Origin of the sequence: Janthinobacterium leeuwenhoeki, assembly GCF_051380795.1 — a bacterium.
Taxonomy (GTDB): Bacteria; Pseudomonadota; Gammaproteobacteria; order Burkholderiales; family Burkholderiaceae_D; genus Janthinobacterium.
This window is the reverse complement of the sequence record NZ_JBNYXT010000002.1, coordinates 1-17,971: the sequence shown is the minus strand read 5'-3', so window position 1 is coordinate 17,971 and position 17,971 is coordinate 1. Positions and strand designations below refer to the sequence as shown.

The window sequence follows — 17,971 nt, the reverse complement described above, 5'->3', positions numbered from 1 at the left end:
AGACTTGATGCATGAAATGCCCATTGTGTGGCACACTGCGCGCTCGCATATCATCGTTGTCGCGGGAGCGCATGAGCATCATCAAACAATTTCCCTTTGAGTGGCAGGTCGGCGTGCGCTATACGCGCGCCGGGAAACGCAGTGGCCGCAACAGCTTCATTTCCTTCATCTCCCTCATTTCCGTGGCCGGTATCGGCCTGGGCGTGGCTGCCCTGATCGTCGTCCTCTCCGTCATGAACGGCTTCCAGAAGGAAGTCACCGACCGCCTGATGTCGGTGCTGGCGCACGTCGAGGTGTTCGATACCAGCGGCTCCATGCCGAATTGGCAGGCGCAGGAGCACGCCGCCTACGCCAATCCGCAAGTCAAAGCCGTGTCGCCATTCGTGGAAACCCAGGGCATGCTGCTGAACGACGAAACCATGCGCCCGTCCGTCGTGCGCGGCGTGCTGCCGCAGCAGGAAGCCACCGTCTCCAGCGTGGCCTCCCAGATGAAGCAGGGCAGTTTCAAGGATCTCACGCCAGGCTCGTACAACATCGTGCTGGGCATCGACCTGGCCAAGGCGCTCGACGTGAAAGTGGGGCAGAACGTCACCCTGATGCTGGAACGCGAGCCGAGGGCGGGCGACCCGGCCACTGGCATCGTGATGCCGCGCATGCGCGCGCTGACGGTGGCCGGCATCTTCGAGGCGGGCCACAATGAACTCGATGGCAGCCTGGCGTTCGTCAACATGCAGGACGCCGAGCAGCTGCTGCAGCTCGATGGCCCGTCCGGCCTGCGTTTGCGCCTGCATGACATGAACCAGGCGCCGCAGGTGGCGCGCGAACTCAAAGCGTCGATGCCGGGCCAGCTGTGGATGCGCGACTGGTCGCGCGCCAGTGCCAGCTGGTATGCGCTGGTGCAAAGCCAGAAGAACATGATGTTCATCATCCTCAGCATGATCATCGCCGTGGCGGCCTTCAACCTCGTCTCGACTTTGGTGATGTCGGTCACCGACAAGCAGGCCGATATCGCCATTTTGCGCACCCTGGGCGCCTCGCCGTTCTCCATCATGAAGATTTTCATGATCCAGGGCGCGCTGGTGGGTTTGCTGGGGAGTGCTTTGGGCGTGATCGGCGGCGTCGTGCTGGCGCTGAACGTGGGCGTCATCGTGCCTTTCATCGAAGGCATCTTTGGCCTGCACTTCATCTCCAAGGAAATCTACCAGATCAGCGCCGTGCCGTCGGACGTGCATTGGCTGGACGTGGCGCAGATCGGTCTGATCGCCTTTGGCCTGGCGCTGGTGGCGACCATCTATCCGAGCTGGCGCGCCGCGCGTGTCAGGCCGGCCGAGGCGTTGCGCTATGAGTAAATGGCTGCTCAATAAACTGCTGGGGTCAGACCCGGCGGGTCTGACCCCTTAGAAATAGCGAATCAATGAGCATGTTAAAAAATATTCCCTTCGAATGGCTGGTCGGCTTGCGCTACACGCGGGCCGGCAGGCGCAGTGGCCGTAACAGTTTTATCTCCTTCATCTCCCTCATTTCCATGGCCGGCATCGGCCTGGGCGTGGCGGCGCTGATCGTCGTGCTTTCCGTGATGAACGGCTTCCAGAAGGAAGTGACGGACCGCATGCTGTCCGTGCTGGCCCACGTGGAAGTGTTCGACAACAGCGGCAGCATGCCCGACTGGCGCGCCGAGGCGGCGCAGGCGTTCAAAAATCCGGCCGTGAAAGGCGCGGCACCGTTCGTGGAAACGCAAGGCATGCTGCTGCGCGACGATGCGCTGCGCCCGGCCATCGTGCGCGGCGTGCTGCCCGAGGAAGAGCCGAACGTCTCCGACGTGGCCGGCCAGACGCGGATGGGCAGCTTCAAGGCGCTGCAGCCGGGCACCTTCAATATCGTGCTGGGCATCGAGCTGGCGCGCGCCTTGCGCGTCAACCTGGGTGAAAAAGTCACCCTGATGCTGGCGCAAGGTCAGGTCACGCCGGCCGGCGTGCTGCCGCGCATGCGCAGCTTTACCGTCAGCGGCATCTTCCAGGCGGGCCACAATGAATTCGACGCGGGCCTGGCTTTCATCAATATCGAAGATGGCCAGCGTTTGCTGCGCCTCGACGGTCCATCGGGTCTGCGTTTACGCCTGGCCGACATGAACCAGGCGCCGCAAGTGGCGGCAGAATTGAAAAAAACCATGCCCGGCGACCTGTGGCTGCGTGACTGGTCCAAGCTGAACGCCAACTGGTTCGCCGCCGTGCAGACGGAAAAGCGCATGATGTTCATCATCCTGACCCTGATCATCGCGGTGGCCGCCTTCAACCTGGTCTCGACCCTGGTGATGACGGTGACGGACAAGCAGGCCGATATCGCGATTTTGCGCACGCTGGGCGCTTCGCCCCGCTCCATCATGAAGATATTCATGATCCAGGGCGCGCTGGTGGGCATCCTCGGCACGATCCTCGGCGTGGGCGGCGGCGTGCTGGTGGCCATGAACATCGACGTCATCGTGCCATTCATCGAGCATTTGCTGGGGGTGCAGTTCCTCTCCAAGGATATCTATTTCATCAGCACCGTGCCGTCCGACCTGCGCTGGCCCGACGTCACCAAGATCGGCGTGCTGGCCGTGATCCTTGCCTTTTTGGCGACCCTGTACCCAAGCTGGTGGGCTGCCCGCGTCAAACCTGCGGAAGCCCTGCGCTATGAATAAACCACTGACGACTACCATGACCGATCTGAATAAACCCGCTTCCAACGGCGCTTCCGCTGATTCTGCCGTGCTTTCCTGCCGCGGCCTGGGCAAGACTTTTACGCAGGGCGCCTACAAGGTGCAGGTGCTGGCCGGTATCGACATCGACGTCCACCGCGGCGAGCGGGTCGCCATCGTCGGCGCTTCAGGCTCGGGCAAGTCGACCCTGCTGCACTTGCTGGGCGGTCTCGATACGCCCACCAGCGGCAAGGTCACCTTGCTGGGCAAGGACTTCGCCACCCTCAGCGAAAAGGCGCGCGGCGACTTGCGCAATGCCTCCCTGGGTTTCGTCTACCAGTTCCACCACCTGCTGCCCGAGTTTTCCGCACTGGACAACGTCGCCATGCCTTTGATGATACGGCGCATGAAGCGCGCGCCCGCCACCGAGCAGGCGCAGCAGATACTCACGCGCGTGAACCTGGCCAAGCGCGTCACCCACACGCCGGGCGAATTGTCCGGCGGCGAACGCCAGCGCGTGGCCCTGGCCCGCGCCCTCGTCACGCAGCCGGCCTGCGTGCTGGCCGATGAACCGACGGGCAACCTCGATCACGCCACGGCCGAACAGATTTTCGACCTGATGCTGGAATTGTCGCGCACCCTGGGCACGGCCTTCGTCATCGTCACGCACGATATCGAACTGGCCAAGCGCTGCGACCGCGTGCTGCGCCTGACGGACGAAGGGCTGCAGCCGTACCAATATTAGGAGTTCGCCATGTGGATCGACACGCATTGCCACCTCGACGCGCACGAATTCGGCAGCGAATCGCTGCAGGTGGCGGCACGCGCGCGGCAGCAGGGCGTGAGCATGATCGTCATCCCCGCCGTCGAACGGGCCAATTTCGCCATCGTGCGCGATCTGGCGGCAGCGGCGCCCAACGCCTGCTATGCGCTGGGCATCCACCCGATCTACGTGCCGCACGCCACGGACGACGATTTGATCGCGCTGCGCGAGGCAGTGGCGCTGGCCATGAACGACCCGCGCTTTGTCGCCATCGGCGAAATCGGCCTCGATTTCTTCCTCCCCATGCTGTGCGAACCGGCCATGCGCGCCAGGCAGGAACACTTCCTGCGCGAACAGCTGAAGATTGCCCGCGACTTCGATTTGCCGGTGCTGACCCACGTGCGCCGCTCGCAGGATATCGTCCTCAAGCACGCGCGCCAGATTCGCCCGAACGGCGGCATCGCGCATGCGTTCAACGGCAGCTTCCAGCAGGCGCAGGGTTTTATCGATCTCGGTTTCAAGCTCGGTTTCGGCGGCGCCATGACGTTTACGCGCGCCTTGCAGATACGCCGCCTGGCCGCCGACCTGCCTTTGGCGTCCATCGTGCTGGAGACGGACGCGCCCGACATTTCCCCCAGCTGGATCCACCCGGGCCGCAACAGTCCCGAAGCATTGCCGCGCATCGGCGCCGTGCTGGCCGAATTGCGCGGCCTTGATATTGCGCAAGTGACGGCTGCGACCAGCGTCAACGCACGCACCGTGCTGCCCCGATTACCTTTGATGGAAACACCCTCATGAACAAGAAGATCATCGCCGGCGCCCTGGCTGCATGCATGTCCACCGTGTTGGCGCCCGCCCTGGCGGCGCCCGGCGCCCAGTGCGACGGCTTGCCGCGCCTCGACGTCACCACGCCGGCCGGCTTTTGCGTGGCCGTGCTGGCCGACGGTTTGAAATTCCCCCGTGGCGTGCTGCCGCTGACGAATGGCGACATCCTCGTCACGGACATGGCGGGATGGGCGCCGAAGCAGGGGAAATTGTGGCTGTTGCAGCGCAAGGCGGCCGGTGGCGGCTACGAGCGCAAGCTGCTGCTCGACAAGCTCGATCGCCCGAACGGCATCGTGCAGGGACCGGACGGCATGGTCTACGTGGGCGAGGTGGGACGCATCTTCCGTTTCGACTTGCGTGATCCCTCGCGCGCGCTCACCGATATCATCGGCGGCACAGCGAAAACGCCGCGCCTGCCGGGCCTCGGTTTGCACCTGCTGACGACGATGCGCTTCAGCCCCAAGGGCGACCTGTATGTGAACGTGGGCTCGAGCACCGACCATTGCGAGAACGATGGCAAGGCGCCCGACCCGGCCAAGGCTTGCCCTTCGGCGGAAGGCCTTGACGCGCTAGGCGCCATCCGCGAATACACGATGGCCTGGCCGGCCGGCACGGTGACGAGCTGGCGCACGCATGCGCGCGGCTTGCGCAATTCGATGGCGCTGGCCTTCCATCCGGTGACGGGCGAGCTGTGGCAGGCAGAAAACGCGCGCGACGCCATCCAGGCCGCCATGCCGCAACTCAAAAGCGACGAGAATTTGCCGCACGAAGAACTCAATTTGATCAAGGCCGACCGGCACTATGGCTGGCCGTACTGCTACGACGACAATGTGGCCAGTCCCGAATATCCGAAGACGGCTTGCTCCGCCCAATATGCGGCGCCGCAGCGCCTGCTGCCCGGCCACGCCGCGCCGCTGGGCATGACCTTTTACACGGCCAGCCGCTTCCCTGATCTGTACAAGAATAGCCTGATCATCGGCTACCACGGCTACCGCAGCAACGGCCACCGCCTGGTGGCCCTGCTGCCCGACAAGGCCGGTGCGCCGCTGGGCAAGTCTGTCGACTTGATCAGCAACTGGGAGCGCAAGGGCAAGCAGGGCAGGGGCGCGCCCGTCGATGTCAAGCAGGGGCAGGATGGCGATATCTATATGGCTGACGACCATAATGGGCTGGTGCTGAAATTGCATTATGCGGCGGCCAAGCCGTAACGCATATTGCTTGAACTTCGGGCCACTCAGTTGACGCTTATTTGAACTTCTTCGAGCGTCCGCGCGAAGCCGCATTGTGCGCGCGCAGGATGGAGTCGACCCGTTCCGACGCATCGCGCGACAGGTTTTGCGCCACGGCGATATCGGGAAAGAATTCGGGCAGGCGGTAGCTGAGCCAGGCATACGCCGAGTAGTAGCGGCAAGTGTCTTCCACCTGCTGCAAATTCTGCGTACCACCGCCATACGCGTGCTGGCGCAAGGTGCTGGTTTTTCCCTGCGACAGATTCTTCGCCCAATGCTCCCACGCCGTTTGCAAGGACGGCACCTTGCTCGATATCGGCACCAGCGACAGGGTGAACTTGTCGGCCACGGACAGGGGCAGGGTGTCGAGCCAGACGGCGCGCTCCTTCTGGTCTTCCGTGATGCGGGGGAAGAAAAAGCCGTCCGGCACGTCGATATTGTGGATGAAGCGGCGCAGCAGTTTTGACAGCGACAGCTCGCCCGTCACCGACGAAATGCGGTGCAGATGTTCCAGCGACGGCGCCACGGCAAAGCCGCTGGTGTTCAGCGGGTGCAGCTTTTCCTTCAGCAAGGCGCGCATCACTTCATGCGTCTCGTTGTCGTAGCCGGCCACGAGTCCCTCTTCATGCACGCCGTAGCGGCCCGCGCGCCCGGCGATCTGGCGCGCCAGCGCGGCCGAAATCTCTTCCTCTTCGCGGCCATTGTATTTGACGCAGGTGGTCATGACGATGCGCGCGATCGGCATGTTCAGGCCCATCGCCAACGCATCCGTGCCGACGACGATATCGGCCGTGCCATCGCGGAAGCGCTGCGCCTGCGCGCGCCGCACTTCGGGCGACAGGTTGCCGTAGACAGTGGCGACCGACAGCCCCGTTTCCGTGATCATGTCGCGCCACATCAGCACTTCGCGGCGCGAAAAGGCGATGACGGCGTCGCCGCGGCGCAGATTGCGCACCTTGCGCACGGCGCTCGGCTCCATCGACAGGGGCGCCATGCGTTTGAGTACGTGCACTTCCAGCGGGCAGTCCAGGCGTTCGGCCAGCGCTTCGATGGCGCGCCGCGCTTCCGGCGCCCCCACGAGATACACGGTATGCGCGGGCGCGCCGCAGACGGCGGCCGTCCACGCGGCGCCCCGGTCAGGGTCGGCCAGCATCTGGATTTCATCGATGACAGCCACTTCGACGACGGTCTTCGTGTCCAGCATTTCCACCGTGCTGGCCACGTGCGTGGCGCCGTCGACAACCCTGCGCTCCTCGCCCGTGATCAGGCTCACGGCCAGCGGCTTGCCGTGCGGCGCGGCTTCCTGCAGGCGTTCGTAGTTTTCCAGGGCCAGCAAGCGCAGGGGCGCGAGGTAAATGCCACTCTTTGCCTTCACCAAGGCTTCCATGGCGCGGTGCGTCTTGCCGGAATTGGTGGGGCCCAGCAGGGCGATGAAGCGGCGCGGCAGGCGGCGCGCCATTTCAAACGAGGCCGGATACTCGGCCAGGTTGATGCTCTGGCGCGTGCGTGCCGCGTGCTGCTCTTCCTGCTGGCGTTCGATGGCGTGATTGAAGCGCTGGCGGATGCGGTCGAAGACCATGCCGGCCGGCTCCGACGTCTGCATGTCGGCCAGGGTATGCAGGAAGACCATCGGGTCCGTGTCCACGTCTTCGCTCAGGCCCGCGATATCGGCGACGAAATCGATCACGTGCTGGCGCAGGTCCTCGAAGACGGCCGCGCTGGCACGTTCGCGCACCAGGGCCAGTTTGGCCTCGCGGTCCATCTTGCGCCACTTGGCCGGCCGCGCCAGCACGCCCTGTGCGGGCACCAGCGCATACGGCACCACCAGGTGCCCGGCCTTGACCGTGCCGGAAAAGCGCACGAAGACGCGGCCTTCCATCTTGACGAGGCGGATATGCTCGGCCAGTTCCCCCAGTTCCGCGACCAGGGTGGCGTCGTTATTGTCTTCGCTGCTGTCGGAAATGTCGGTGGAAGTATCGGGAGGAAGTGCGGAGGAAGTCATGTCGTGCCTGGGTGTTGAAGTAAGCGAGGCCGATTATACCGTCGATGGCGGTGGCCGGTGCTGACAGGCCTCGGTGCTTGCACATTCAGGCGGCGTGCGCCCGCACCAGGCGCAGGCCCCAGCCGGTGGCGATCTTGCCATCGCTGCCTGGCGTCATCTTCCAGGCGGTCGATATCGTAGGTGTCGGTCAGGGCGGCCCACAGTTCGTCGGGCGCGGGTGACCAGGGTACGTCGATGTCGTCAAAGGCGACATGGGTGAAAGCGCCATCGAGCAGCTCGCGCCAACCGGCTTGGGAACCTGTGCGCCGGTCGCCGAAGCGCAGCGGCGGCAGTTCAGCCTGGTTCATGTCGACGCCGAGCAGTTGCAACCGGGGCTGTCGCCTGGCAGCCAGCAAGCCCAGCAGATGGCCATCGCCGCAGGCCAGGTCCAGCACGGTTAATGGCCTGTCCACGGCCGGTACCAGGCTGGTCAGCACCTCGTAGGACGAGGTCCAGCTGCCGGCGGCGGAACTGGCTGGCAGATGCGCAAACGCGGCGCTGGTGACGCCCACTTGCCTTTGATGAAAGTCTTGCAGTAGGTTTCGGCCGCAGTCAGTCGGGGCATGCAAGATTCGCTAAGTCGTGGCGCCTTGGCGCCGGATGGCCATCTTGGCACGGAGAACGTTTCACCAGCGGTGGCGACGGATGGCGTGCCTGAGCGTTTTTATCCATGCCACCATTGCGCCAGATCAGACGGCAAGTAGTGGGAAAGGGGCACAGTACCTGAGTCCCTTTCGCAGCGAGCGGATTTTGCCTTGATCCTGCCTTCCCATGCGCACCCTGATACTCGGCTTTGCCGCTGGCGCCGCCTGGTTGCAAACGCAGGCAAGCTTGCCGCCGCATGCCGGCGTGCTGCTGTGGGTGATCGCTGGCGCAGGGTTGACGGCTAGTCTGGCGCTGCGCCGTCATGCGCGCTGGCGCTGTGTTGTGGCGCTTGCCGCCGGCGTGGGACTGGGCTTTTACTGGGCCGCCTGGCTGGCCCACGCCGCCATGGTGCCGCAACTGGCGCTGGCCGATGAAGGGCAGGACATTATCGTCACGGGCACCATCGCCAGCCTGCCGTACCGTTTCGAGCAGGGCGTGCGCTTCAATTTTGCCGTGGAAAAGGCGGTTGGCGCGAAGGTGCCTCCCTTGATCGCCCTGTCCTGGTACGCGGGTTTTCGTGATGCAGTGACGAACGAGGTGGGCGACGTGCAGCCGGGCCAGCGCTGGCGCCTGACGGTGCGCTTGCAGCGTCCGCACGGCAATGCGAATCCCATGGGTTTTGACTACGAGGCGTGGCTGCTGGAGCAGGGCGTGCGGGCCACCGGCTATGTGCGGCCACAGCCGCGCGCCGATACGCCGAATGTGCGCATGGCTGCCTTCGTGCCCCGTTTCGGTAACGTGGTGGAGGCCAGTCGAGCGGCCCTGCGCGCCCGCATACTGCGCAGCCTGGAAGGCAAGCAGTATGCGGGCGTGATCGTGGCGCTGGTGGTGGGCGACCAGCGCGCCATTGCCCAATCGGACTGGCAAGTGTTCAATCGCACGGGCGTGAGCCATCTGATTTCGATTTCTGGCTTGCATATCACCATGATCGCGGGCCTGTTCGCCCTGGGCGTGGGCGCGCTGTGGCGGCGCTCGGTTTTCACGGAGTGGCAACTGCCCTTGCGGCTGCCGGCGCAAAAGGTGGCGGCGCTGGCCGGTGCGCTGGCCGCGTTCCTGTACGTGCTGCTGGCCGGCTTTGGCGTGCCCGCGCAGCGCACCTTGTATATGTTGCTGGTAGTGGCGCTGGCCCTGTGGCTGGGGCGCATCACCAGCATCGTGCATATCCTGTGCCTGGCGCTGGGCGTGGTCGTGCTGCTCGACCCGTGGGCCGTGCTGTGGCCTGGTTTCTGGCTGTCGTTCGGTGCCGTCGCCACCATACTGTATGCGACGGCAGGGCGCACCACGGCGCCCATGCCGCTGCAGGGCTGGCGCCGCTTGCGCGCGGCAGTGGCGCTGGGCGCCCACACGCAATACGTGGTGACGGTGGGGCTGGTGCCGTTGACGATGCTGCTGTTCTCGCAAGTCTCATTGGTCAGCCCCGTGGCCAACGCGCTGGCCATTCCCGTCATCAGCCTGGTCGTCACGCCCTTGTCCTTGGCCGGCAGCCTGCTGCCTGCGCCCCTGTCTGACGGGTTGCTGTTGCTGGCGCACGTCATCGTGCAGATGCTGGCGCAGGTGCTGGAATGGCTGGGCGCGCGCCGCTTTGCCGTGTGGACGGCGCCCACGCCGCCGTGGTGGAGCTTTTGCTGGGCATTGTTTGGCACGGCATGGCTGCTGGCGCCACGGGGATGGCCGCATCGCTGGGCCGGTATGCTGGGCTGGCTGCCCCTGCTGACGGCCTTGCCGTCCAACCCGCCGCCGGGTGGCATGTGGGTGACGGCCTTTGATGTGGGACAAGGCATGGCCGTGCTGGTGGAAACCCACGGCCACCGCCTGCTGTACGACACGGGGCCTGCCTACAGCCTCGATTCCGATGGTGCCAGCAGGGTCATCGTGCCGTATTTGCGTGCGCGCGGCATCGCCAAGCTCGACGGCGTGATCATTTCCCACAGCGACCTCGATCACGCGGGTGGCGCCATGTCCTTGCTGGAAAATATAGACCTAGGCTGGCTGGCATCGTCGCTGTTCGACGGCCACCCGGCCATCGAGGCCCGGCGGCAAGCCCGCCGCCCGTATGTGCACTGCATGGCGGGCCAGAGTTGGACGTGGGAAGGCGTGCATTTCGCCATGCTGCATCCTTTGCCCGCCAGCCACACGGACATTGCCCTGAAGCCGAACGCCCGCAGTTGCACCGTGAAAATCACGGCAGGCAAGCACTCGATATTGCTGGCCGGCGATATCGAAGCGGCGCAGGAAGCGCAACTGCTGGCGCGTTCCGCCGAAGGCGAACTGGCGGCCGACGTGCTGCTGGCACCGCATCATGGGAGCGGCACCTCGTCCACGCCAGCGTTTTTAAGCGCCGTCCATCCGACCCTGGCGATTTTTCAGGTGGGGCACAGGAATCGCTATAAGCATCCGAAGGCGCAGGTGTATGCGCGCTATGGCGAGATGGGCATTGCGCGGCTGCGCACGGATGTGGAAGGGGCGGTGGTGCTGGCGTTTGGCGACGGTATCGGCGTGACGCAGTATCGGGCAAGTCGGCCGCGCTACTGGCATGGGCGCTAGCGCTGCCAGGCTCGGGAAATGATCGTCGGAAGAGTCCGGAGTGAGTCATCCCAGCCGGGCTTGTTCATGCGCATGGTTCGCCGTGTATGGCGATGCTATCGTGGCGCAATAGTCGCTAAATTACGCGTTCATCGGGTATCTCCAGTCCTCGCTGCCGCACATACTCGAGAAACAGCCGCGCCCCCTTGGCCATGCGCGAGGTGCCATACACGGCATGGATGCTGGGATCGAGCTCTTTCGATGACGTCAGCCGGTACGCCGTGCAGACCCGGCGCAAGGTGCCGGCGGCGACGGCAGGCTCCGCCAGCCAGCTGGCCAGGCGCACAATGCCCGCGCCTTCCAGCGCCGCCTGGAAAGTGGCTATGCCGGAAGTGAAGCGGAAACGCGGTTGCACCTGGTAGCGCACGTTGCGCGTAGCAGAAACGAAATGCCAGTCGCGCAGGATGCGCGGGGCCGAGTGCATGATGATGTCGTGGCCGGCCAGCTCTTCCGGTTCGTCCGGCGCGCCCATGCGTTCTATATAGCCGGGCGAAGCGTACATGTAGCGGCGGTAATTCCACAGGGGATAGCCGATCAGCTCGCTCGACTGGGGGAAGGCGCCGCGGATGGCAAAGTCCAGCTTTTCCTGGATGGGGTCGATCGATTTGTCCGAGAAATGGATGTCCACGGAGACGTTCGGGTAGTCGCGCGAAAATTGCGCCACCACCTTCGGCAAGAATCCCAGCGAGAGGATTTCCGGCGCCGAGAGGCGTACCCAGCCTTGCGGAGAGTTGCTCAATTCCGCCAATTGGTCTTCCGCCTCGGCCTGCGTTTCCAGCAAGTGCTTGGCCGACGCATAATACGTTTCGCCGGCCGTGGTCAGGGTGAACTGCTTTTGCGTGCGCAGGATCAGCTCGGCGCCGATGGCGTCTTCGAGGAACTGGATGGCGCGCGTGACGGCCGACGGCGAGCGTCCCAGCATGCGCGCCGCGTGGATGAAACTGCGCTTTTCGACCACGCTGCAAAAGGCGCGAATTTCCCACATCAGTTTCATCGACATCGCGTGACTCCGGCAAAAGAGGCCAGTAGACCGCACGGGGCGCATTCCGTCAAGCGTTACGCCTGATTGCGTTTTCCGCAATATGAAGTTGCATCCGGAAAAATCCACGGCGCCTATACTGCCGCTATCGCCAATTCCTCATTGCCTATCATGCTGACCATCTCGCTGCTGTGTTTATTTGCCTTCTTTGCCGGCCTGATCGATGCCGCCGTGGGCGGGGGCGGGCTGATCCAGCTGCCGGCCCTGTTCAACCTGATGCCGAACATGGCTTCCACATCCTTGCTGGGAACGAATAAACTGGCGTCCGCCTGCGGCACCACGTTTGCCGCCCGCTCGTTTGTCGGCAAGGTACACATCCCGTGGCTGCTGGTGCTGCCGGCCGTGGCCAGCGCCTTCGTCATGTCGTTTATCGGCGCGGCCGCCGTGTCGTATGTGCCGCAGCAGGTGGTGCGCCCGATGGTGCTGGTATTGATCATCATCATGGCCATCTACACCTTCATCAAGAAGGATTTTGGCACGACGCGCGAAGCGCGCCCCATCGGGCCGCGCGAACGTATCCTGGCCATCGTCATCGGCGGCGCCATCGGCTTTTATGACGGCCTGTTCGGGCCAGGCACGGGCAGTTTCCTGATTTTCCTCTTCATCCGCGTCTTCGGCTTCGATTTCATCCTTGCCTCGGCTTGCTCGAAACTGGTGAATATCGCCACCAACGTGGCCGCGCTGGCTTTCTTCATTCCTGCCGGCCACGTGGTCTATGCCGTGGCTGCACCGATGGCCGTGTGCAATATCCTGGGCGCCCTGACGGGCACCTGGATCGCCGTGCGGCGCGGGGCCGCCTTCGTGCGTATCCTCTTCCTCGTGCTGTTGGTGCTGCTGATCGTCAAGTTGTCCTACGACATCTTCTTCAAGTAAGCTTTCAAACGACAACAAGCCATGAAAACCATCCAGGGCGTGCTGTGGGACAACGATGGCGTGCTGGTCAACACCGAGCAGCTGTTTTATGAAAGCAACCGTGACTTGCTCTTGCCTTACGGCATAGACCTGACGCCGAAGCAATTCTTTGACTGGTTCCTGGACAATAACTACGGCGCCTGGCATGTGCTGCTGGGGCAGGGCCACGCCATCGAGCTGGTAGAGCGCCTGCGCGCCGAGCGTACCGTGCTGTTTGCGCAACGCTTGCGCCAGGCGCGCCAGCTGGCCATGCCCGGCATCGGGCAAGTGCTGGCGGCGCTGCGCCCGCACGTGGCGATGGGTGTGGTGACGAGCGCCTACGCACAGCATTTCCAGATCAGCCATGCGGCCACGGGCTTGTTGCCGCACTTCGACTTCGTGCTGACGCGTGAAATGTATGGGGAAAGCAAGCCAGCGCCCGACGGCTACCAGCTGGGCTTGCAGCGCCTGGGCCTGGCCGCTGCCGACTGCGTGGCCGTGGAAGACTCGCCGCGCGGCTTGCGCGCCGCTAACGCTGCAGGACTGGAATGCATCATTGTGCGCAATCACATGAACCGGCATCACGCGTTTGACGACGCCTTTTGCGTGGTGGAATCGATGGCCGAGCTGGGCGAGGTACTGGCTTCGTTCGTGCCCGGCATGGCGCTGGCACCCCGGAAATTAGAGGCCTTCCTCTGATACGCCTTGCCGGCATGCCATTACAATTGCCTATCGCATTCACCGGCACCATCCCACGATGACACTCCCGCAACTGCACTTTGCCCATGCCAACAGCTATCCTGCAGGCACCTACCGCAAGCTGTTCGCCTTGCTGAGTCAGCACTACAGCGTGCAGGCGCTCGACATGCATGCGCACGACCCCGCGTACCCCGTCAGCACGGGCTGGCCCGAGCTGGTGCGCGAGTATATTGACGAGCTCGAGCGCCGCTACAGCGCGCCCGTGATTCTCGTTGGCCATTCGCTGGGCGGCATGCTCAGCGTGATGGTGGCCAAGCAGCGGCCCGATCTGGTGCGCTGCGTCGTCTTGCTCGATTCGCCCGTGGTGGCGGGCTGGCGCGCCTTGCTGGTGCGTCTGGCGCGCAATACGGCGCTGGGTGAACGGTTTTCTCCTTCGCGGTTTTCCGCCCGGCGGCGCAAGCTATGGCCCGACGCGCAAGCCGCGTATGCACACTTCGCGGCCAAGGACATGTTCGCCATCTGGGCGCCGCACGTGTTGCGCGACTATATAGACAGTGGCCTGGTTCCCCATCCGGAAGGGGTGCAGCTGCGCTTTACGCGCGAAGTGGAAACGGATGTTTATCGCAGCTTGCCGCATCATATCGGCAGCCTCGTCAAGGATGGCTTACCCGTGCCCATCGGTTTTATCGGCGGCACTGAATCGGTGGAATGCCGCCAGGCGGGTTTGAAGGCCACGCGCAAGCTGGTTGGCAAGTTTTTCCGCCAGGTGCCGGGCGGGCATCTGTTTCCCATGGAAAACCCGGTACTGACGGCGCAAGTGGTGCGCGAGATGATCACTGCATTGCTGGCGAAACAATAGCCTGACGCCAAGGATTTTCAGGGGATGGGTGCCAACAGCGGCGGATTTTCGCGTAAAATCCTGCCATCCGGGCCGCGCCTGCAGCAGGCGTGCGGCTCCAGCCATTCCGATATTCTAGAAAGAACCCCCTGCGATGACGATTAAAAGCGATAAATGGATACGCCGCATGGCGGAAACAACGGGCATGATCGAGCCGTTCGAACCGGGCCAGGTCAAGGAACGCGATGGCAACCGCATCGTTTCTTATGGTACCTCCAGCTATGGCTATGACATCCGTTGCGCCGACGAGTTCAAGTTGTTTACCAACATCAACACCACCATCGTCGACCCGAAGGATTTTGACGCGAATAACTTCGTCGACGTGTCGGGCAAGGGCTATTGCATCATTCCGCCGAACTCGTTCGCGCTGGCCCGTACCGTGGAATATTTCCGTATTCCCCGCAATGTGCTGACGATTTGCCTGGGCAAGAGCACGTATGCACGCTGCGGCATCATCGTCAACGTCACCCCGTTCGAACCGGAATGGGAAGGTTTCGTGACCCTGGAGTTTTCGAATACGACACCGTTGCCGGCGAAAATCTACGCCAACGAAGGCGTGGCGCAAGTGCTGTTCTTCGAATCCGATGAAGTGTGCGAAACCTCGTACAAGGACCGCGGCGGCAAATATCAGGGCCAGGTCGGCGTGACGTTGCCCAAGACCTGATTGGCGTGAAAGGCGGCGCGCCAGCCGTCTTTACCTGCCTTTACACCCGCAGCACTAGACCCGCGCCCATGCTTGCCGTTAACCTTGGTATCGGAACACTGAGGAGGCATCATGGTAGCGGCAATCGGTTCAGGCGGCACATTTGGCGCGGCCAGTAGCGCCAGTGCGGGCAGCAGTTCGCAAATCGCGGCGCTGCAAAAGCAGATCACGGCGGCGCAAAAGCAGTTGACGGAATCGCAGAAGGGCGAGCAGACGGAGGCGTCGCAAAAGCTGCAGCAGCAGCTGGCGCAGCAAATCCAGGCCTTGCAGGCGCAAATTGCCCAGTTACAAGCGGCCGCTGCGCAGAAGTCGGCGCAACAAGAGACTCAGACGGCCAGCAGCGCCGATACGGCGGCCAGTCCAGCTAAAGCCACCTTGTCGACCCTGGGCAGCATCATCGATACGCAGGCGTAGCAACACATCCACATCCGCGCGTAAAAAACGCCAGGCTCGCCGACAGGTCAGCCTGGCGTTTTGACGGGCAACAACATTTCCACGCACAGCCCGCCGCCGCTGCGCAAGCTGGCCCCGATGCGGCCACCATGGGCGTTGATGACGTGCTGGGCGATGGCCAGGCCCAGGCCATGGCCGTCCGTGCTGTGCTGGGTATTGCTGGCGCGGAAGAACGGTTGAAAGATGTTGGCCAGGTCGGTGCCGGCCACGCCGGGTCCCCGGTCCAGCACGGCGATGCGCAGCCAGTCATGCTGGCGCGACAGCGCCACGTCCACCGTGCCGCCATCGGGACTGTGCTTGACGGCATTGCGCACCACGTTTTCCACGGCGCGCGCCAGCAGTTCTGGCTGGCCCGTGACGCTGGCGTCGGCCGTGGTCGCATCGCCCGTCAGGGCTATGCCCAGCAGGCGCGCCCTGGCTTCATAGCGGGCGTCGTCCACGATGTCGTGCACGAGGTCGGCGATGCTGACGTCTTCGCTGTGCGTGTGCCCTGCGCCCGCTTCCAGCCGTGACAAGGTCAGCAGTTCACCGATCAGTTTATCCATGCGTTCGCTTTCGCGTTCGATGCGCTGCATCGAGGCGGCCATCTTTTCCGGCTGCTGATGCGCCAGGCCGATGGCAGCCTGCAAGCGCGCCAGCGGCGAGCGCAACTCGTGCGACACATCATGCAGCAAGCGCGTCTGGCTCTCCATGAGATTGCGCAAGCGGCCCGTCATGCGGTCGAAATCGCGGCCCAGGTCCGTCAACTCGTCGCCGCGCTTGCCGCTGGCGTGAAAGCGCGGTGCCAGGTTGCCGTGCGAAGCGGCCTCGAACGCTTGCCGCAGGTCGCGGATGGGACGCGCAAAATACCAGGCCAGCAAGAACGAGAACAGCAGGCTGGCGGCGATGGCGGCGGCCAGGGGAATGAAGGTGCGGTAGGGGCTGTCCATGCGCGGGCCGGGCGGCATGCCGCGGCCGAATTCGCCGCGGGGCGGCGGGGCGCCCGCTGCGCTGGGCCGTGGAGCGGGTCCCATGGTGCGCGGGCCGCTCATGGCGACGGCATTGAGCGTGTCGCGCGCGGCGCCCGCCTCGGCATTGCGGAAGCGTTCGGACGAGGGCAGGAACAGCAGGTAGCGCTGGCTGTCGCTGCCGGCCGCTTCGCGCACCACGGGATGGGGCTGGCTTTGCTCCAGCATGGCGCGCGCCTTGGCCAGCATGGCGGGATGCACCGTGCGGCCCATCAGTTCTTGTCCTTGGGTATCGACGGCAAACACGCGCATGCGTTCGAGCTTGCCCAGGAATTGCCGCAAGGCCCTGCTGCCGCCCGCTTCCAGGGTGGCGCTGGCGGCCTCGATGATCATTTGCGCTGGCGGACTGGTGTCGATGTCGAGGGCTCGCTCCTGCTGCGCGGCCCGGTTTTTCAGCCAGAAGGTGCCGCCGATGCCGATGGTGGCCGTCACTTGCGCCAGCATGATGCACAGAAAAAACTTCCAGAACAGGCGGCCCACGCTTACTCCTTGATCAACTGGTAGCCGAGACGGTACACGGTTTGCAGGCAGGAGCGGCCATCGGCCAGGCTGCCGAGTTTACGGCGCAGGCTGCTCAAGTGCACGTCGATATTGCGGTCGAAGCGGGCCATGGGTCGTCCGAGGCCAAGTTCCGACAATTGATTCTTGCTGACGGGCTTGCCCGCATGGCGTACCAGCACTTCCAGCAGGTTGAATTCCGTGCTCGTCAGCTCCAGGTGCGCGCCGGCCCAGGCGGCGCGGCGCTGCTCGGGCCACATCGTCAATTGGCCCACGGTCAGCGGCGCCAGGCCTGAGGTATCGTGCGGCACGGCTTGCGCACGGCGCAGGATGGCGCGGATGCGCGCCGTCAGCTCGCGCGGCGTGCACGGCTTGGTCACGTAATCGTCGGCGCCCAGCTCCAGCCCCACGATGCGGTCCGTATCGTCGCCGCGCGCCGTCAGCATCAAGATGGGCAGGCTGCTGCCGGCGCGGATGCGGCGCAGGGTTTCCAGGCCATTCATACGCGGCATCATGACGTCGAGGATGGCGATGGCATACAGGCCCGTCAGTGCTTCGGCCGCGCCGCTTTCGCCGTCATGCACGGCGCGGGCCTCAAAACCTTCCTGCGTCAGGTATTCCTGGAACATGCCGACCAGTTCCACGTCGTCATCGATTAACAAAACCTTGCTCATGCCTGTGCTTTTTCGGGTGAATATCGCCCGATGATAGCAGTCAAAGGGGGGTGTTCACGGTGGTTTTACCCGCTTTTACATGCGTCCGCTTACATTTGTGCACCTTCCTTTACCCGCTTTTACGGGGCCCTGAGGTTGTTTTAGGCTATGTCACCGTCAAGTGTGGGAATGCTCCCAGCGCTGCTTTCAATAACGTTTCTGGTGAACGGATGCGCCTGGCGTCGAGTATCCAGCGCCATCCCAGGTAGTTCGGTAGGTAGCGCGTCGCCACGCCGTGAAAGGGGCGCAGCCATTCGCGCAAGCGGCTGTGATAGGCGTTGACGTTCTGTACGTGAGTGGCACCCCG

General features: G+C 63.9%; 16 protein-coding genes and 1 pseudogene. 11 read left to right on the top strand and 6 right to left on the bottom strand.

The window, feature by feature from the left end; genetic code table 11:
- Positions 1-71 precede the first annotated feature (71 nt).
- The 5 genes from ACQ4WS_RS02020 (at position 72) to ACQ4WS_RS02000 (ending at position 5,473) form a co-directional block, all read left to right on the top strand.
- Positions 72-1,349 carry a lipoprotein-releasing ABC transporter permease subunit gene (locus ACQ4WS_RS02020; RefSeq protein WP_436473199.1) on the top strand — a complete coding sequence of 426 codons (1,278 nt, stop codon included), beginning with the start codon at positions 72-74 and terminating at the stop codon, positions 1,347-1,349.
- A 65-nt stretch (positions 1,350-1,414) separates the two neighbouring features.
- A complete protein-coding gene (locus ACQ4WS_RS02015) occupies positions 1,415-2,680 on the top strand; it encodes a lipoprotein-releasing ABC transporter permease subunit (RefSeq protein ID WP_436473197.1) in 1,266 nt (421 codons plus the stop codon).
- Positions 2,681-2,696: 16 nt separating this feature from the next.
- A complete protein-coding gene (gene lolD / locus ACQ4WS_RS02010; RefSeq protein ID WP_436473196.1) occupies positions 2,697-3,422 on the top strand; it encodes a lipoprotein-releasing ABC transporter ATP-binding protein LolD in 726 nt (241 codons plus the stop codon).
- Positions 3,423-3,431: 9 nt separating this feature from the next.
- Complete coding sequence (locus tag ACQ4WS_RS02005) at positions 3,432-4,238, top strand: TatD family hydrolase (RefSeq protein WP_436473194.1); 807 nt, start codon at positions 3,432-3,434, stop codon at positions 4,236-4,238.
- Positions 4,235-5,473, top strand: a complete 1,239-nt coding sequence (locus ACQ4WS_RS02000) for a PQQ-dependent sugar dehydrogenase (protein WP_436473192.1) — start codon at positions 4,235-4,237, stop codon at positions 5,471-5,473. Before ACQ4WS_RS02005 ends, ACQ4WS_RS02000 begins: the two co-directional genes overlap by 4 nt.
- Before the next feature lie 37 nt (positions 5,474-5,510).
- Here the strand turns inward: ACQ4WS_RS02000 and ACQ4WS_RS01995 are convergent, their stop codons facing one another.
- Together ACQ4WS_RS01995 and ACQ4WS_RS01990 are read right to left on the bottom strand one after the other, a co-directional pair.
- Complete coding sequence (locus ACQ4WS_RS01995; RefSeq protein WP_436473190.1) at positions 5,511-7,496, bottom strand: helicase-related protein; 1,986 nt, start codon at positions 7,494-7,496, stop codon at positions 5,511-5,513.
- Entirely contained in the window at positions 7,493-8,047 is a 555-nt protein-coding gene (locus ACQ4WS_RS01990; protein WP_436473188.1) for a hypothetical protein, read from the bottom strand. Before ACQ4WS_RS01990 ends, ACQ4WS_RS01995 begins: the two co-directional genes overlap by 4 nt.
- A gap of 259 nt (positions 8,048-8,306) precedes the next feature.
- Here ACQ4WS_RS01990 and ACQ4WS_RS01985 point away from each other — a divergent pair, with 259 nt between their 5' ends.
- Positions 8,307-10,724 carry a DNA internalization-related competence protein ComEC/Rec2 gene (locus ACQ4WS_RS01985; RefSeq protein ID WP_436473187.1) on the top strand — a complete coding sequence of 806 codons (2,418 nt, stop codon included), beginning with the start codon at positions 8,307-8,309 and terminating at the stop codon, positions 10,722-10,724.
- Positions 10,725-10,839: 115 nt separating this feature from the next.
- Here the strand turns inward: ACQ4WS_RS01985 and ACQ4WS_RS01980 are convergent, their stop codons facing one another.
- Entirely contained in the window at positions 10,840-11,763 is a 924-nt protein-coding gene (locus tag ACQ4WS_RS01980) for a LysR family transcriptional regulator (RefSeq protein WP_436473185.1), read from the bottom strand.
- A gap of 150 nt (positions 11,764-11,913) precedes the next feature.
- Here ACQ4WS_RS01980 and ACQ4WS_RS01975 point away from each other — a divergent pair, with 150 nt between their 5' ends.
- The 5 genes from ACQ4WS_RS01975 to ACQ4WS_RS01955 all read left to right on the top strand — a co-directional run bounded on the left by ACQ4WS_RS01975 (position 11,914) and on the right by ACQ4WS_RS01955 (position 15,407).
- Complete coding sequence (locus tag ACQ4WS_RS01975) at positions 11,914-12,675, top strand: sulfite exporter TauE/SafE family protein (protein WP_034756294.1); 762 nt, start codon at positions 11,914-11,916, stop codon at positions 12,673-12,675.
- Between the two features lie 21 nt (positions 12,676-12,696).
- The gene (locus ACQ4WS_RS01970) at positions 12,697-13,392 is read left to right on the top strand and encodes an HAD family hydrolase (RefSeq protein WP_436473183.1); all 696 of its coding nucleotides are present in this window, start codon (positions 12,697-12,699) and stop codon (positions 13,390-13,392) included.
- A gap of 58 nt (positions 13,393-13,450) precedes the next feature.
- Positions 13,451-14,251 (top strand): alpha/beta fold hydrolase, encoded by an 801-nt coding sequence (locus ACQ4WS_RS01965; RefSeq protein ID WP_436473181.1) that lies wholly within the window; start codon positions 13,451-13,453, stop codon positions 14,249-14,251.
- A 133-nt stretch (positions 14,252-14,384) separates the two neighbouring features.
- Complete coding sequence (dcd, locus tag ACQ4WS_RS01960) at positions 14,385-14,954, top strand: dCTP deaminase (protein WP_035819543.1); 570 nt, start codon at positions 14,385-14,387, stop codon at positions 14,952-14,954.
- A 111-nt stretch (positions 14,955-15,065) separates the two neighbouring features.
- On the top strand, positions 15,066-15,407 hold the full coding sequence (locus ACQ4WS_RS01955; protein ID WP_436473179.1) for a FlxA-like family protein: 342 nt from the start codon (positions 15,066-15,068) through the stop codon (positions 15,405-15,407).
- 47 nt (positions 15,408-15,454) lie between these two features.
- On the opposite strand, the gene ACQ4WS_RS01950 is transcribed toward ACQ4WS_RS01955, so the two are convergent.
- From ACQ4WS_RS01950 to ACQ4WS_RS01940, 3 genes and pseudogenes are all read right to left on the bottom strand, one after another.
- Complete coding sequence (locus tag ACQ4WS_RS01950) at positions 15,455-16,933, bottom strand: sensor histidine kinase (protein ID WP_436473177.1); 1,479 nt, start codon at positions 16,931-16,933, stop codon at positions 15,455-15,457.
- A 2-nt stretch (positions 16,934-16,935) separates the two neighbouring features.
- Entirely contained in the window at positions 16,936-17,625 is a 690-nt protein-coding gene (locus ACQ4WS_RS01945) for a response regulator transcription factor (protein WP_436473175.1), read from the bottom strand.
- A 145-nt stretch (positions 17,626-17,770) separates the two neighbouring features.
- Positions 17,771-17,971, bottom strand: a pseudogene (locus tag ACQ4WS_RS01940) (IS1595 family transposase); the annotation flags it as partial.

Coding starts and splice junctions, on each gene's coding strand:
- ACQ4WS_RS01975 (WP_034756294.1), top strand. CDS start 11,914: ATGCTGACCATCTCGCTGCTGTGTTTATTTGCCTTCTTTGCCGGCCTG.
- ACQ4WS_RS01985 (WP_436473187.1), top strand. CDS start 8,307: ATGCGCACCCTGATACTCGGCTTTGCCGCTGGCGCCGCCTGGTTGCAA.
- ACQ4WS_RS02000 (WP_436473192.1), top strand. CDS start 4,235: ATGAACAAGAAGATCATCGCCGGCGCCCTGGCTGCATGCATGTCCACC.
- ACQ4WS_RS01955 (WP_436473179.1), top strand. CDS start 15,066: ATGGTAGCGGCAATCGGTTCAGGCGGCACATTTGGCGCGGCCAGTAGC.
- ACQ4WS_RS02020 (WP_436473199.1), top strand. CDS start 72: ATGAGCATCATCAAACAATTTCCCTTTGAGTGGCAGGTCGGCGTGCGC.
- ACQ4WS_RS01995 (WP_436473190.1), bottom strand. CDS start 7,496: ATGACTTCCTCCGCACTTCCTCCCGATACTTCCACCGACATTTCCGAC.
- ACQ4WS_RS02015 (WP_436473197.1), top strand. CDS start 1,415: ATGAGCATGTTAAAAAATATTCCCTTCGAATGGCTGGTCGGCTTGCGC.
- ACQ4WS_RS01945 (WP_436473175.1), bottom strand. CDS start 17,625: ATGAGCAAGGTTTTGTTAATCGATGACGACGTGGAACTGGTCGGCATG.
- ACQ4WS_RS01965 (WP_436473181.1), top strand. CDS start 13,451: ATGACACTCCCGCAACTGCACTTTGCCCATGCCAACAGCTATCCTGCA.
- ACQ4WS_RS02005 (WP_436473194.1), top strand. CDS start 3,432: ATGTGGATCGACACGCATTGCCACCTCGACGCGCACGAATTCGGCAGC.
- dcd (WP_035819543.1), top strand. CDS start 14,385: ATGACGATTAAAAGCGATAAATGGATACGCCGCATGGCGGAAACAACG.
- lolD (WP_436473196.1), top strand. CDS start 2,697: ATGACCGATCTGAATAAACCCGCTTCCAACGGCGCTTCCGCTGATTCT.
- ACQ4WS_RS01980 (WP_436473185.1), bottom strand. CDS start 11,763: ATGTCGATGAAACTGATGTGGGAAATTCGCGCCTTTTGCAGCGTGGTC.
- ACQ4WS_RS01970 (WP_436473183.1), top strand. CDS start 12,697: ATGAAAACCATCCAGGGCGTGCTGTGGGACAACGATGGCGTGCTGGTC.